At 61.4% G+C, this 15,282-nt stretch carries 14 protein-coding genes; 5 read left to right on the top strand and 9 right to left on the bottom strand.

The window, feature by feature from the left end; all coding sequences use genetic code 11:
• Positions 1 to 56 precede the first annotated feature (56 nt).
• Positions 57 to 1,007 (bottom strand): carbohydrate kinase family protein, encoded by a 951-nt coding sequence (locus SO140_RS37255; protein ID WP_449382772.1) that lies wholly within the window; start codon positions 1,005 to 1,007, stop codon positions 57 to 59.
• Positions 1,008 to 1,059: 52 nt separating this feature from the next.
• Positions 1,060 to 2,289 carry an ROK family transcriptional regulator gene (locus tag SO140_RS37250; protein ID WP_449382773.1) on the bottom strand — a complete coding sequence of 410 codons (1,230 nt, stop codon included), beginning with the start codon at positions 2,287 to 2,289 and terminating at the stop codon, positions 1,060 to 1,062.
• 361 nt (positions 2,290 to 2,650) lie between these two features.
• On the opposite strand from SO140_RS37250, the gene zwf reads away from it, so the two are divergent.
• From zwf to SO140_RS37230, 4 genes are all read left to right on the top strand, one after another.
• The gene (zwf, locus tag SO140_RS37245; protein WP_449382792.1) at positions 2,651 to 4,135 is read left to right on the top strand and encodes a glucose-6-phosphate dehydrogenase; all 1,485 of its coding nucleotides are present in this window, start codon (positions 2,651 to 2,653) and stop codon (positions 4,133 to 4,135) included.
• Between the two features lie 92 nt (positions 4,136 to 4,227).
• A complete protein-coding gene (edd, locus tag SO140_RS37240) occupies positions 4,228 to 6,060 on the top strand; it encodes a phosphogluconate dehydratase (protein WP_449382774.1) in 1,833 nt (610 codons plus the stop codon).
• Positions 6,057 to 6,731, top strand: a complete 675-nt coding sequence (gene eda, locus SO140_RS37235; protein WP_449382775.1) for a bifunctional 4-hydroxy-2-oxoglutarate aldolase/2-dehydro-3-deoxy-phosphogluconate aldolase — start codon at positions 6,057 to 6,059, stop codon at positions 6,729 to 6,731. Before edd ends, eda begins: the two co-directional genes overlap by 4 nt.
• A 124-nt stretch (positions 6,732 to 6,855) precedes the next feature.
• Positions 6,856 to 7,116: a hypothetical protein gene (locus tag SO140_RS37230; protein WP_449382776.1), complete on the top strand. Its 261-nt coding sequence runs from the start codon at positions 6,856 to 6,858 to the stop codon at positions 7,114 to 7,116.
• Between the two features lie 55 nt (positions 7,117 to 7,171).
• Here SO140_RS37230 and SO140_RS37225 read toward each other — a convergent pair whose 3' ends face one another.
• From SO140_RS37225 to SO140_RS37195, 7 genes are all read right to left on the bottom strand, one after another.
• On the bottom strand, positions 7,172 to 7,645 hold the full coding sequence (locus tag SO140_RS37225; RefSeq protein WP_449382777.1) for a hypothetical protein: 474 nt from the start codon (positions 7,643 to 7,645) through the stop codon (positions 7,172 to 7,174).
• A gap of 449 nt (positions 7,646 to 8,094) precedes the next feature.
• On the bottom strand, positions 8,095 to 8,922 hold the full coding sequence (eutC, locus tag SO140_RS37220; RefSeq protein ID WP_474798225.1) for an ethanolamine ammonia-lyase subunit EutC: 828 nt from the start codon (positions 8,920 to 8,922) through the stop codon (positions 8,095 to 8,097).
• Complete coding sequence (locus tag SO140_RS37215; RefSeq protein WP_474798227.1) at positions 8,922 to 10,319, bottom strand: ethanolamine ammonia-lyase subunit EutB; 1,398 nt, start codon at positions 10,317 to 10,319, stop codon at positions 8,922 to 8,924. Before SO140_RS37215 ends, eutC begins: the two co-directional genes overlap by 1 nt.
• Before the next feature lie 40 nt (positions 10,320 to 10,359).
• Positions 10,360 to 11,190, bottom strand: coding sequence for an ABC transporter permease (locus SO140_RS37210; protein ID WP_449382780.1), 831 nt, complete (start codon positions 11,188 to 11,190; stop codon positions 10,360 to 10,362).
• Between the two features lie 4 nt (positions 11,191 to 11,194).
• Positions 11,195 to 12,406: an ABC transporter permease gene (locus tag SO140_RS37205; protein ID WP_474798229.1), complete on the bottom strand. Its 1,212-nt coding sequence runs from the start codon at positions 12,404 to 12,406 to the stop codon at positions 11,195 to 11,197.
• A 48-nt stretch (positions 12,407 to 12,454) separates the two neighbouring features.
• On the bottom strand, positions 12,455 to 13,411 hold the full coding sequence (locus SO140_RS37200) for an ABC transporter substrate-binding protein (protein ID WP_474798231.1): 957 nt from the start codon (positions 13,409 to 13,411) through the stop codon (positions 12,455 to 12,457).
• 109 nt (positions 13,412 to 13,520) lie between these two features.
• The gene (locus SO140_RS37195) at positions 13,521 to 14,654 is read right to left on the bottom strand and encodes an ABC transporter ATP-binding protein (RefSeq protein WP_449382793.1); all 1,134 of its coding nucleotides are present in this window, start codon (positions 14,652 to 14,654) and stop codon (positions 13,521 to 13,523) included.
• Positions 14,655 to 14,929: 275 nt separating this feature from the next.
• On the opposite strand from SO140_RS37195, the gene SO140_RS37190 reads away from it, so the two are divergent.
• A partial coding sequence (locus SO140_RS37190; RefSeq protein WP_498543818.1) for a GntR family transcriptional regulator occupies positions 14,930 to 15,282 on the top strand: 353 nt, incomplete at its 3' end.

Raw genomic sequence — 15,282 nt, 5'->3', positions numbered from 1 at the left:
GCAGCCCTTTTTGCAATGGGGGTGCGATCCGGCTTGTCGGATGGTCATGGCCGCACTTATCCACGGATCCATGCTTCGACTTCCGCTTTTCTCGGCAAGTCCGCGCCTTGTCGGGAGCAAGTGATAGCGGCCGCTGTCACGGCGAAATCGATTGCCCGAGCCAACTCCGGCGCGGTCAGGTCCGCGACGCGTTCTTTGCTCAGTTTGCCTGAGCTATTGAGAGAGCTCAAAATCGCGGCGTGGAACGTGTCACCGGCGCCGACGGTATCGATGACATTGACCGGCTTTCCCGGCACTGAGATTTTTCCGCCACTTTTCAGATAGCTGGTCGCGCCATTGCCGCCGTGCGTGACGAGAACGATCGAAGGACCCGACGCGAGCCAGCCGGCGACGACCTCATCGATGTCAGCGTCCTCGCCGTAAGCCACGGCGATATCTTCCTCGCTTGCTTTGACAATGTCTGCGATCGACAGGAAGGCGCCGAAGCGCCTTTTCCAATCCTCGAGGTTGGGTGTCACGGTCGGGCGCAAATTGGGGTCGACGGAAATCACACGACGGCCAGCTTCGCGCCTGGCGAGCGCGAGATAGGCATCCGCAACGGGGGCCACGGCCAGAGTATAGGATCCAAATGTGAGCGCGCAAACCTCGGCCGGCAATGAACCTGGCAGCGCGTCGATGCCGATTTCCCGGTCTGCCTTGCCTTCGCCGTGGAACGAATAGCTCGGCTGCCCCGAGGAGTCGGTCGTAACGATGGAAATCGTCGTCAGTCGATCCGAGTTGACGACGTAGTCAAGAGCGACTCGCTCCGATTCGAGCTTTCGTCGCAGGGCCACGCCAAAACGGTCGAAGGAAATCCCGCCGCAAAATGCCGCTGTCTCCTCCAGCCGCGCGAGGCCAATGGCCACATTCAGCGGGGAGCCGCCCAACGTGACTCGCGCAGTCAGTCCAGAATCCGGCCGCTCATCGACGAACAAATCCGCCAGGGCTTCACCGCATACAAGGATCATGGGGCGATCTTCTCACGGGCGCACCTAAGCAAGGAATCTGATCTTCTCGGCACTAGGTCTCCCCTTTGAAGAGTACATTCTGGTCGAGAAGAAAACGGGCGAAGAAGGGAAGACTCGCGGCGCCCATCGTGCGGGCGTTGGCTCCAATCGACCCTTCGCCAATCTCGAAGGGTGAAAGCCCTTGCAGATCGGAGGCGCTTTTTTTCTCGCGCACAAGGCTGACAAGCCGCTGCCGGATGTGGGCTGGAAAGCCACCGTCGATGACGGCCTGGCCGAAGTCGAGCACCGATGCCGATGCGACAATCGCTTGCGCGAGGCTATCCGATGCTTCTTCAAGCCAGTCATCGAGAATCGGGCCGAGACTCTCCCAGTCCTGCGATCTGAAGAAGGCGGCGGGGTCAAGATTGGCGCCGATGAGACGCTTTTCCAGGCTGTGCAGTGATGCCGAATGAATCAGTTGCCGCCTTTCCGCAATTCCCGTGCTTCCGTTCTTGACGAGCACTGGCATGGAGCCCAGCGCGCCGGCGTTTCCCTGACGCCCGGAATAAAGCTCACCGTTGAGAACGACGCCGCCGCCGGCAAAATAGCCGACGAAGACATAGAGGAAGTCTTCATATTCGCGGCCGCTGCCGAAAGTCAGCTCTGCGCCGCAGGCGGCTGTTGCGTCATTGGAAATCGAAACGGGCAGACCGCTGAGAGATTCGAGTTCGGCTTGCAGATTGCAGTTGCGCCAGGCTTCGAGCGAAGCATGAGGTGCCCCGACCTCGCTGCGCCAATTCCACAGTTCGAAAGGAACCGCAACGCCAAGACCAACGATCCGTTGATTCTGTGCGCTGCCCAACTTTCCCGTGAGCTCCGCAAGGCTGTCGGCAGTGAATCTCAGGAGATCGCCGACGTCCGGGTAGGCGAAGGAACAATGGATCTGATCGCGCACCGATCCAACGAAGTCCATCAGCATGAGACTCGCGGTGCGACGGCCGATGTGGAGGCCGAGCGCGTACGCGCCGTCGGGGTTCAGTTTCAAGGGCACCGAGGGTTGCCCGACGCGACCGCGATTGGGCTCCATCCGAAGGAGCAATCCGTCCGATTCCAGCGCCTTGACGATGACGGAGGCGGTCTGGGCCGAAAGGCCGGTCAACCTCGCGATCTCGGCCTTGGGTAAACTGGAAAACCGGCGGACGAGGGAGAGAACAAGCCGCTCGTTATAGGCGCGAACGCCAATCAGATTGGTGCCGCGAGATCGCTCCCCAGCCAGAGGCGTCACGGCTCCCTCAGGTGTCATCGGGGCTGTCGAAGAGATGCGCAAATTCCGGAATCCGGCTGAGGAGACACAAGTGTCTCTTCTTAGACCTGCCTCGGCGCTTAACACGAGATAGAGAACAGGTCAATAAATAAACCAAAATGATTTATTTATTGACATAGCGCTGAGTGGATGGGAAGGTGGGGCCGCCCCTGGGACTCATGGCTTTGGGTCTTTTGGCGACGCTGAACCGATCGCGACGCGTCCGAACGGTCGCGGCAGCCCCTAACAGTTGCGGGTTGTTCGTCCCACCCGGGTGGCAGCGCCTCGCCGACGTCAGACTGACGTCTGTGGGTCGGGGTGCAGTCTGGTCGCCGCGAAACATGGGACAGCTGTCTTGAAAATGATCACGCAGGCTCTTCAAGTCGAACCCTTCGATCTGGTGGTTTTCGGTGGGACTGGCGATCTGTCCTACCGCAAGCTCTATCCGGCGCTGTTTCGCCGTCACCATGAAGGTCAGCTTTCACCGGGAACGCGCGTCGTCGCCGTCTCGCGGCAGCGGATGAGCAGGCGGGAATTCGCCATCGCCGTCGGCGATGCCCTGAAACGCTTCGATCCCGCCCGCGCGTGCAATCCCGAGGCGCTCGCAAGCTTTGTCGACCTGCTGGATTATGTCGTCGTGGATGCAGGCGGCGATCTCGGTTGGGCGGACCTCAAAGCTAGTCTTGGCGACGATCCCGTGCGCGTTCGGGCGTTCTATCTGGCCACCTCGCCGGACTTGTTCGGAAAGATAGCCGATCGGCTTTCGGCACATCGATTGATCACAAGCGCGACACGCGTGATTGTCGAAAAGCCCATCGGCAAGGACGGCGCGTCGGCCGCCGAGATCAACGACGCTCTCGGCGAAGTTTTTGCCGAAAGCCAGATTTTCCGCATCGACCACTATCTCGGCAAGGAGACGGTGCAGAATCTCATGGCGTTGCGCTTCGCCAACGCCTTGTTCGAGCCTCTATGGAATTCGGGTCATATCGACCACATCCAGATTACGGTGTCCGAAAGCATCGGCGTCGAGAGTCGCGCTGGCTATTACGACAAGTCGGGAGCGCTGCGCGACATGGTGCAGAACCATCTCCTGCAATTGCTCTGTCTCGTGGCGATGGAGCCGCCGGCGTCACTCACAGCCGATGCGGTGCGCGATGAAAAACGCAAGGTGCTCCAGTCGCTGCTGAAGATCGACGCCAGCAATGCGGCCGAGCGGACCGTGCGGGGGCAATATCGTGCGGGCGCGGCGTTTGGCGAAGCGGTGCGCGGCTATGCCGAGGAGGTTGGCGACCCGGACAGCGCCACAGAGACCTTCGTGGCGCTGAAGCTCGAAATCGAGAACTGGCGCTGGGCCGGCGTGCCCTTCTATCTGCGTACCGGCAAGAGATTGCCCGAACGCATTTCCGAGATCGTCGTCACCTTCCGCAAGGCCCCGCATGCGCTGTTCGCGGCGAGTGCGGGTAAGGTTCATCAAACCAAGCTCGTCATCCGCCTTCAACCCGACGAAGGCATCAAGCTCTGGTTGATGATCAAGGAGCCGGGACCAGGTGGATTTCGACTTCAGCATGTTTCGCTCGACATGAGCTTCTCCAAGGCCTTCGGGAACAATGCGCCGGAGGCCTATGAGCGGCTGCTGATGGACGTGATCCGCGGCAACGCCACCTTGTTCATGCGGCGCGACGAAGTCGAGGCCGCCTGGGCGTTCATCGATCCAATCCGCCAAGCTTGGTCGGACTCGAAAGAGCCGCCACGCCCCTATGTCGCCGGCAGTTGGGGACCCTCGGCCGCGATTGCTCTGATCGAGCGCGATGGTCGGACATGGGTCGAGGACGGTGAATGGGCGTGACGAAGCCAGCAAGAATTGCTGGCGCCGAGAGCCCTCGAAACAAGTGACACACTGAACTCAAGGCGGTTCACGCAAGAGACTGAGGACCAGGCATGGCCATTTTGAACGCAAGAATCGGCGAGGTCACCGAGGCGATCGTCCGGCGCAGCCGCGATGCGCGGTCGCGCTATCTCGATCGCATCGCGAGCACGGCATCCGCCGCGCCTCATCGCCAACGTTTGGGTTGCGCCAATCAGGCGCATGGTTTCGCCGCTTGCGCGGCAAACGACAAGGATGCGTTGCGCCTGGGTGTGAAGCCAAATTTGGGCGTCGTCACCGCCTACAATGACATGCTCTCGGCTCACAAGCCCTATGAGCATTATCCGGAGCTGATCCGGTCGGAAGCGCGCGCGATCGGCGCGACCGCCCAGGTCGCGGGCGGTGTTCCCGCCATGTGCGACGGGATCACCCAGGGCGAGGCCGGAATGGAGCTTTCGCTGTTTTCACGCGACGTCATTGCGCTGTCGGTTGCGGTCGCTTTGTCGCACCAAACATTCGATGCCGTCGCGCTTCTCGGCATCTGCGACAAAATCGTTCCTGGCCTTGTGATCGGCGCTTTGTCGTTCGGGCATTTGCCGGCGATCTTCATTCCCGCGGGACCGATGCCTTCGGGCGTCCCAAACGCCGAGAAGAACCGCGTTCGCCAGCTCTTCGCCGAGGGCAAGGTCGATCGAGCTGCTCTGCTGGAAGTCGAGGCGCGATCCTATCATGCGCCCGGCACCTGCACATTCTACGGCACGGCCAACACCAATCAGATGCTCCTGGAATTCATGGGCCTGCAGTTGCCAGGTGCATCCTTCGTCAATCCGGACACGATCCTGCGCGAGGCCCTGACCAGAGAAGCGGTCCGGCAGGTCATCGGCCTCAGTGCCTTGGGCTCGCAGTTCTTGCCTGTCGGCCGCATGATCGACGAGCGCTCTTTCGTCAATGCGATGGCGGGCATCGCCGCCACAGGTGGTTCGACGAACGCTGTGATCCATCTCGTAGCCATGGCGGCGGCGGCGGGATTGACGGTGGACCTGCGCGATTTCGAACGGGTAGCCGAAGTCACCCCGTTGCTGGCGCGGGTCTATCCGAATGGCCAGGCTGACGTGAACCAGTTTCATGCTGCCGGCGGCACGATCTTTGTCATCCGTGAATTGCTCGACGCGGGTCTGCTGCATGCGGACGCGGCAACCGCCTTTGCCGGGACATTGGCCTCTTACCGCCAGGAGCCGATCCTCAGCAACTCTGGCGCAGTCGTCTGGCGCGAAGGGCCGGCCACGAGCGCCGACGATGCGATACTGCGCGGCATCGAGAGGCCCTTCAGCCCAACCGGCGGCTTGCGGATTCTCGAAGGCGATCTTGGCAGGGCGGTCATCAAGACCTCCGCGGTTGCACCTGAAAGGCATGTCGTTGAAGCGCCGGCGCTGGTGTTCCATTCGCAGGAGGAGTTGCAGGCGGCCTTCAAGGCCGGAAAGCTCGATCGCGATTTCATCGCCGTGATCCGCTTTCAGGGCCCGCGCGCGATCGGCATGCCGGAACTCCATAAGCTGATGCCGCCGCTCGGCGTCTTGCAGGATCGCGGCTTCAAGGTTGCGCTTGTCACCGACGGCCGGATGTCGGGCGCCTCAGGCAAGGTGCCCGCTGCAATCCATCTCACGCCCGAAGCGCTCGACGGAGGCCCGGTCGCCAAAATCCGCGACGGTGACTTCATCCGCATGGATGCAGTCGCGGGAACGTTGACCGTTCGGGTGCCTGCCGACGAATGGGCGGCCCGTCCGCTTGCCAGCAAAGATCTGTCTGCCTCGCACGTCGGAATCGGCCGAGAGCTCTTCTCCCAATTGCGCGCGTCCGTCGGCCCTGCAGATCGCGGTGCCAGCATTTTTTCAGGGTTGAACGCATGACGACCCTCCTTCCGCAGAGCGGGCTCAAGGACATTTTGTGCCGCGCGCCGGTCGTTCCAGTCGTGGTGATCGAAAAGCTGGTCGACGCCACTTCATTGGCGCGTGCCTTGGTCGCCGGTGGTTTGTCCGTCATCGAAGTGACCCTGCGCACGCAGGCCGCACTCGAAGCGATCCGCATCATTGCCGCTGAAGTCGAGGGCGCGGTCGTCGGTGCCGGTACGGTGCTCAGCCCACACCAGCTGGAGGCGGCGCGTGAAGCCGGCGCGCGCTTCGCGGTGTCGCCCGGTGCGACAGACGCCTTGCTCAACGCGGCGGGTGCCTTGGGGATGCCGCTTCTGCCTGGAGTGGCCAGTGCTTCCGAGGCCATGGCACTGATCGCGCGCGGTTATCAATTTGCGAAATTCTTTCCGGCCGAGCCCGCCGGCGGGATTCCCTATCTGAAGTCGCTGGTTTCTCCGTTACCTCAACTGCAGTTTTGCCCGACAGGCGGGCTGACGCCAGAAACCGCCCCGAACTATCTCGCACTTCCCAACGTGATCTGCGTCGGCGGCTCCTGGATGCTCAGGCCCGAAGCGATCGCAGCGCGCGACTGGGAGGCCCTGACCGTAGCCAGCAAGCAAGCGGCAGGGCTACAAAAAATCAAACGGCAAGCCGGACGGTTGCCGATTTGACGCGTAGCCTGCTGGTTCCATCAACGGCGATTTTGCGCTTCAAGCTGCTCGACAGCACTCGCAGAAGCAAAGCGACAAGGCAAAATCGTCCTCGGCCGTCAGGCCGACGCCGTCCCTTAATCTGATGCTGGCGGCCGGTATTCTCGAATATGCCGACAAGGAGAGCCGCGTTTTTCTTGGCCGCAAATTGTACTTCCTTGGTCTTGCCGATCAGTCGCAGTTCGACCTGACCCGCGAGTGCCGGTCGTATCGCGATGAGCTCACCGAGACGACGCGCGAGAGAGTTGCTTCCCGCGCCATCATTGCTTTCGAGGCGTCACGAGCCAAGATGCGAGCGGTGCTAGCTCGTTCCGACCTGCAAACTCGCGCTGATGTCTCATCATAGGAAGTCAGGCCGTGAGCGAAAGCTCGATTGCCGACCGGTAATTTGCCGGCAGAACCTAATTTTCGACGTCGACGTACTGCCGCAGCCTGAAGATGACGTCGGGCAAAGCGTATCGCAGCCGTGCTGCATTTTGGGAAGTGGTCGAGAACGGGGCGAACCTGATCATGGCATTCCATGGCCGATACCCGTAGACGACGATCGAGACGCCTGAGTTCGGAAAGCCATCTACTTTGCGAAGCTCGCCAAGAACAAGGTCGGCGATCGCCACAGCCGGCAGTCGCGCTCGTTTTTCATCGTGGCCGCTGGTTGACATGGGAGCAATTGGCTTCGTTTGCGGCGCGGAGGAGGTCACGGGCTCCTCTTGGAGCGTTGGCGGTATCTCCGGCACCTGAGGCGCGGTCGTGCTCGTCGGCGCTGACTGGGCAGCCTCGAGCGGATGCGACCTTGAAGCTTGCTCTTTCGTGGACTTGCCGCCCAGAATGCCGCTGATCAGCGCCACAAGGCCTGCATCTTTCGCGTCATCGCTCATTGCTCTCTCGCGGTTCTGCCCAGAGTAACCACTTCCTGAAAAGAACGCCACTACGACGCCTGGGCAAGTGATCGCGGTTCCTGTGTTAGCAATCGAACATTCAGGCGTGCAAAGGTCCGCTAATCTCCACCTCTACGAGAACTCACGAAGGGGCGTTCGAAGGTGTTGGATAGTCTGGTGATGCGCTGGCGTATGCGCAATTTCTTATTGGTTTGTCCGTCTTGCAAAAATGCCGCTTCCGCGCTCCGCGGACGCTACATGCTCGGCGAGGAGCGATTGACATGCGACCGCTGCGGAGCGACTGACTCTGTAACTTTCTGGCGTTTCGAAGGGATAGCTTACCGGGCGTGTGCGGCGGAGCCACTGACTGCACGCGTCACAGCTCGCACTCCATAGCCTAGCACAAGAACTTGCAGCTGATCGCCAAGGTGCCATCCCGACACGTCGAGTCAGGGGCCGTTGCGAGAATCCGCCTGCTTAGAGCTCCCTGAAGCTGGGATGGAAACAGCTGCAGACGAACGCAGGTCACTTAGGGCAACCCCGGTCACCCCATGCGAAATCGCGCGGCTGACCAAGGCGTCGATCTGTGCGGCGGCGTCCTCAATTGGCAGTCCGTCCGGCCTGATATTAGAGATGCAGTTTCTAGACGAATCCATCGTGCCGACGCGTGGTCGCCATGTGATATAGGCGCCAAGGGAATCGGCTGCCGAAAGGCCAGGACGCTCGCCAATCAGAACGATGGCGAGCTTGGCGTTCAGCAGTTCGCCGATCTCGTCGCCGACAGCGACGCGGCCTTGCTCGACGAGCACAAACGGGGCAAGGCTGAGCCCTCTGGCCAGCAACAGAAGTCGAAGGCGCTCGACGAGCGGCGCGAGATTTCCCGCAATCGCCGACGAAGAAAGACCGTCGGCAGCGACGATCACGACGTCGCCGCCGGCTGGCTGCGCTTTCAGAACCTCGCGTCCTTCCGACGAAAGGCGTCGCCCAAGATCAGGGCGACGAAGATACTCGGCTCGATCGTTCGCGGCGGTGCGTATCCGTACAATACTCCAACCTTGGGTGCGCAGGCGTTCCTCGAGCGGCTCGAAATCGAGGGGGATATGGACGGCGTCTCTGGCGCGTGCGTGATCAGCCAGGAAGTTGAGCGTCGCGACGGTAGATTGCCCGGAGCCGGCTCGTCCCAATCCGATCCTGGCGGGCGTGAAGCTACGCAGGCGCTCCAGTCCGCCGCTCGCTTGTGGAGCTCGATCGCCGCTATCTGACCGGTCGTCCTGCATCAGCCCACCATCGATTCGATCAGTGTGATCGCTGGCGCGATCGCGGAGGTGGGGGACTTTTCGAGCGCTCGACCGGCCTGATCGATGACGCCCACGCGCTGCAGCCACGCTTCGAATTCGGGAGCGGTTCGCTTTCCGAGTGTTCCGCGAATGTAGAGAGCGTCGTGGAACGCCAGGCTCTGATAGTTCAGCATGACGTCGTCTGCGCCGGGAACGGCGATGACGAAGGCGACGCCGGCGGCGCTCAGCAGCGTGAGCAGCGCGTCCATGTCATCTTGGTCGGCTTCCGCATGGTTCGTGTAGCAGACGTCGCAACCCATCGGCAGGCCAAGCAGCTTGCCACAGAAATGATCCTCCAGGCCGGCTCGCGTGATTTCCTTGCCGTTGTAGAGATATTCCGGGCCGATGAAGCCGACGACTGTGTTGACCAGGAGCGGATTGAATCGTCTGGCCACGGCATACGCGCGTGTCTCCATCGTCTGCTGATCGACACCGAAATGGGCGTCGGCGGAGAGGGCGCTGCCCTGTCCCGTCTCGAAATACATTACGTTTCGACCGACAGTCCCGCGGCCCAGGGAGAGTGCGGCGTCATTGGCCTCCGCGAGCAGCGCTAGATCAATTCCGAAACTGCGATTGGCCTTTTCCGAGCCGGCGATCGACTGAAAGACGAGATCGACGGGGGCGCCTGCGGTGATCGCTCGCATCGCCGTCGTGAGGTGACCCAAGCAGCAGGTCTGTGTCGGGATATCGAGACGCTGCCTGACGTCGTCGAGCAAGGCAACGATCCGCATGTAGTCGTCCAAGCCGTCTGTCGCAGGATTGACGCCGATCACGGCGTCGCCAATGCCGAACATGAGCCCATCGAGGAGGCTGGCAGCGATGCCGCGCGAATCGTCAGTCGGATGGTTTGGCTGAAGACGAGTGGATAGGCGGCCCGTAAGCCCAATCGTGTTGCGAAAGGCCGTTATAACACGGCACTTGGCGGCGACGACGATTAGATCTTGCGCGCGCATGATCTTGGAAACGGCGGCGACCATTTCGGGCGTCAACCCCGGAGCAAGCCGCGTGAGATCGGCCGTTGTCGTCTTTTCGTCCAGGAGCCATTCCCGAAACTCGCCGACGGTCAAATGCGATATCGGCGCAAAGGCCGCGAGGTCATGACTGTTGTAGATAAGGCGCGAAACCTCATCCTCCTCATAAGGAATGAGTGCAACGTTCAGAAAGGTCTTGAGCGGAAGATCGGCCAACGCAGTTTGAGCGGCCACGCGCTCGATGGCGCTCTGAGCCGCGACGCCAGCCAGCACGTCGCCGGAGCGGGCCGGCGACGCTTTGCCGAGAAGCGTCTTCAGATCCGCAAAGGTCCAGCGTGTGCCGCCAAGCGTCGTGCTGTAAGACATGCGGGGCTCCTCATGGCGTGAGACGTTTTGTCAGACGTCTTCATTCAGCGAGGACGCCGGCGTCCCGGCGCGAGCGCCGCGCCAGGAGATTGGCGACGATCAAAAGCAGGATCGATAGCGCCATCATCAGCGTCGCTGCGGCGGTAATGGCCGGGCTTAGCTGTTCGCGCAGGCCGGTGAACATCTCGAGCGGTAGAGTTCGTTGATCTGCATTGGCGAGAAATTGCACGACGACGACCTCGTCGAATGACGTAACGAAGGCAAAAGCCGCCCCGGAGAGCACGCCGGGCAGGATCAGCGGTAGCATCACCCGAAAGAATCCGGTGAGCGGCTTGGCGCCCAGGATCGCCGTCGCACGCATCAGATTCCGATCGAAGCCCGTGAGGCTGGCACCGACGGTCACCACGACGAACGGGCTTGCAAGGACCGTGTGAGCAAGAACGATCCCGGCGTAAGTATTGGCGAGACCGATTCTGGCATAGAAGAGATAGGTGCCGACAGCGGTCACCACGACCGGGACGATCAGCGGCGAGATCAGCAGTGGGACGACGAAACGGCGCGCAGGGAATTTCGGGTCTGACAGGCCTATCGCGGTGAGGGTCCCGAGTATCGTCGCCAGGATGGTCGCTCCGAAGCCGATCAGCAGACTATTGCCGATAGCAGCCCGCCAGCGCGGCGTACCGAGCACGACTTCGTACCAGCGGGTCGAGAATCCGGCGAGCGGGAAGGTAAAGAACGATCCGCTGTTGAAGGAGAGGGGCACGGGTACGAAGATCGGCACGACCAGAAAGATGAGGACGAGAACGCACCAGAACCAGAGCGCGGCCACGCGAAGCCGTTCGCCGGTGGTCGGATATGGCGAAAGCAGCATGGCTTTACCCCATCTTGAAGAGATCGAGACCGAGATAACGGGTCATGGCTACATAGAGGCCGAGGGTCGAGGCGAGCAGGACGAAGCTGAGCGCCGCCGCCATCTCCCAATTCAGTTCCGCGTTGACGTAGTTGGCGATGAAGTTGCTGATCAACTGGTCGCTCGCCCCACCGATCAGGACCGGCGTGATGTAATAGCCGAGACACAAAATGAAGGTGAGCAGACAGCCGGCGAGAACGCCCGGAACGACCTGCGGGAGATAGACCCGACAGAAAGCGGTGAGTGGGCGGGCGCCGAGCGATTGCGCGGCGCGCATCAGCGATGGGGGGACCGAACGCATCACGCTGTAAATCGGGAGCAGCGTGAAGGGCAACTGGATATGCGTCATCGCGATGATCAGTCCCGCGCGGCTGTACATCAATTCGAGACGATCCGATGTCAGGCCGAGCCACAGCAGGAGATCGTTGAGGAGGCCATATTTCTGAAGCAGTACCGTCCAGGCAGCCGTTCGGACAAGGATCGACGTCCAGAACGGCAGCAGAACCAGAACGAGAACCACCGCGGCAGTTGCCGGACGTAGGTGGGTGATCAGGTAGGCGAGGGGAAAGCCGAGCGCCAAAGTGGCGAGGGTAACGAGCGTGGCAACCAGAAAGGTCCGACCAAATACGCGCAAGAAAACCGCCTGGCCGGAGGGAACCGCGCCAATCGTTCCTTCGTCCGTCCATCGCAAATCAAAGGCGCTGAGAAGGTAAAACGAGGTGAACCGATGCGTTCCCGCCCGGATCGCCGTCCAGCTTTTCGCTTCGCCGAGGAGCGGCGCTGACTTGATTATTGCCTCCTTGCTTGTCGCCTGATCCTGGCTTGCCAGCCGGGCGAGACGTAGCACCTGGCTGCGCGCGCCGGGCAGGCGGGTGTTGAGGCTCTTGGCGAACTCAGGGACCGCACCCGCTGCCTGCGCCTGCTTAAGGTCCGCTGCAAGAGCAAGGAACGCAGCGTCGTTCGGCACGCCCGCTCCGTTATCCGAACGCAGCGCATCGATGGTATGCGGCAACGCATTGGCGATCGTCGGCTCATAAACGGCTCGTGAGAGCAGTGCGACAATCGGCGCACCGAAGCTGAAGATCAACAGCAGCAGGAGCGGGGCAGCCAGCGCCAGCGGACGAAGGCTCTCGCTGTGCTCTCTTCCCCTGATTGCGGGCATTGCGATCGATGTCATCTTGCGCTCCTTGCATCCGCCATGAGCCGGGCGTCAGGCGATTGCCGCCTACTGGGCGAGCCACGCGTTGAAGCGTTTCACGAGGTCCTCGCCCTGGTCGCCCCAGAATTCGACGTCGCTCACCAGATAGGTCTTCATGTGATCCGGCGCGGTCGGGAGCTTCGGCAGAACTTCTTTGGGGACGAATGCAGTTGCGTCGGCCCGCACCGGGCCATAGGGGATGAAGCGGCCCAACTGCGCGCTCACCTCGGGCTCGGCGGCGTAGGCGAGATATTTGTAGGCCAGATCCTGGTTCTTGGCGCCCTTCGGGATCGCGATCATGTCGTACTCGACAATCTGGTTATTCCAAACGATCACGAATGGCCGCTGATCCTGGTCGATTGCGTTTTGAATGCGCCCGTTCCACGCGGTCGTCATGACGACTTCTTTCGAAGCCAGGAGTTGCGGCGGCTGTGCACCAGCCTCCCACCAAACGATGTCCTTCTTGATGCTGTCGAGCTTTTTGAAGGCGCGATCGACGCCGGCCGGGGTCGCCAGTACTTTATATACGTCGTCGATCGGCACGCCGTCGGCCATCAGCGCCCACTCGAGATTCTGCGCTGGCGCCTTGCGCATGGCGCGCTTGCCAGGAAACTTCTTCGTGTCGAAAATGTCGAGAACCGAAGTCGGGGCCTCCTTCAGCACCGTCGTGTCATAGGCAAGAACGTCGCCGTAAACGTCGATACCGACGCCGCAATCGAGTGCCGTGCCGGGGAGGAATTTCGACCGGTCGGCGATCTTTGAATAGTCGAGACGGATCAGGACCCCTGCGTCGCAGCCCTGAAGAACCGTCGAAGTTTCGACGGTCACGAGATCAATAGGGACATTGCCGGTCTCGACCATTGCTTTGATCTTGCCAAGCTCGCCCGTGTATTCCTGCTCGTTGAGTTTGATGTTGGCTTTCTTGGCGAAGGGCTCGAACCAAGCTTGACGCAGCGCGGTCTGCCAGGCGCCCCCTGTCGCCATGACCGTAAGCTCCTCAGCGTTCGCGGGCTGCCATTGCGAAACGATCGCCGCGCTCGCCAAGGCTAAGGCCGTTCTGCACACTCGTGTCATGGGTATCTCCCTGAGCTTACTAAACTGCATTGGCGGACGCGCCGGTCGGAAAGGCCCGGCATTCCGAGGCAGGCCAGCAAAGATCGATCGTGTCGCCTGTTGCGAGCGCCGCCTCCGCGTCGATCTTCACCGTCAAAACCTGTCCGCTCGGCAGGCGCGCGAGCAGGCGCTGATGGTCGCCGTGGTAGATGCGGCCGTCGACCTTGGCCCGGAAATGATTCTCCGCTCCTCCCGTAGTAGCGGACAATCCGATGCGCTCCGGGCGAATCGCGAGATGCACCGGTGCGCCGGGGCGGATGTCGCCGATGGATCGTGCGGTCGCTCGCAATCCCGTCGGGAGCGCAACGAGGCACTGACCGTTGCTGACGCGTTCGGCAACGCCCTCGAGCGCATTGTTCTCGCCGATGAAGCTGGCCACGAACGCGGTCGCCGGCTCCTTGTACAGTTGATCGGGCGTGCCGATCTGAACGATGGCTCCGCTTTCGAATATCGCGACGCGATCCGACATCGTCAACGCTTCGCTCTGATCGTGGGTCACGTAGACAATCGTGACGCCGAGCATTTCGTGAATTTGCTTCAGCTCGATCTGCATGTGCTCGCGTAGCTTCTTGTCGAGAGCGCCGAGTGGTTCGTCCATCAGGACGAGCGCCGGCTGGAATACGAGTGCGCGAGCCAGCGCGACGCGCTGCTGCTGTCCTCCCGACAGCTGAGTGGGTTTGCGATCCTTGAATTGCCCCAGGCGCACCATCTCCAGCGCGCGCATGACCCGGGAGGCGATTTCCTGCTTGGGCATTTTCCTGACGGAAAGGGGAAAAGCGACGTTGTCGGCTACGCTCATGTGGGGAAACAGGGCGTAGTTCTGGAACACCATGCCGATGTTGCGCTCATAGGGCGGCAGGCGGTCGACCGACTTCCCGTCCAAGGTGATGACGCCTTGGGTTGGCCGTTCAAATCCCGCCAACATGTTCAGCGTGGTCGTCTTGCCCGAGCCAGACGGGCCGAGCAGCGTCAGGAACTCGCCGCGACCGATGGACAAGTTCAGACTACGGACTGCGCGAAACGTACCGTAGGACTTCTCGACGTCGACGAACTCGACGAATCTGGCGTCCGCTTGCCCCCCAATTGCAGGTGCGCCCGCAACCTTTGCCGCCATCGTCATGACCGTTCCCCGTGCTTCGGCCCCTTTGCGAGAGATCGCGTCGAGGCGCTGCTGTTCGCGGTGCTTGTCAAGTTGTAATGCCATACAACTTGGATTTGGGTGACGATATATTCGACGGATCGTGCGGTCAACTCCAATTATACGTCATACAATGCGACCAAATTCGCTCTTTTTGCTCAGATTCGGTGCATACAAGATTATTTGTATGGCGCCGGGCCGTGTGATAAGAAAACGCGGGCAAACGAGGACTCCGGGACGCCGGAAAAGGAATGCTTGAGAATCTGGAACTGCCGGCCGGCGATCAACCGCTCTATCAACGTCTGGCGGATGCCATCGGCGCGCGCATCGCCAGCGGCGAACTGGCGAGCGGCGACAAGCTGCCCCCGTATCGTGAAATCGCGCGTGCGCTCGGCATCAATGTCACGACCGTGACGCGCGCCTTCTCGGCCTTGCAGCAGCGTGGGCTCGTCGAAGCTCGTCCCGGCCGCGGGACGCTCATCGCTTCGCGCGACGCGGAGGAGGGTGGTTTCAAATCCGCTCCCAGCGATGAGGCGGGCCTGATCGATCTGTCGGTCAACCGACCCGCCACCTCCGCCTATCTGGATACGCTGACGACAATGCT

The sequence above is a fragment of the Bradyrhizobium sp. UFLA05-108 genome, from assembly GCF_059803455.1.
This window is presented reverse-complemented; position numbering and strand designations above follow the sequence as displayed.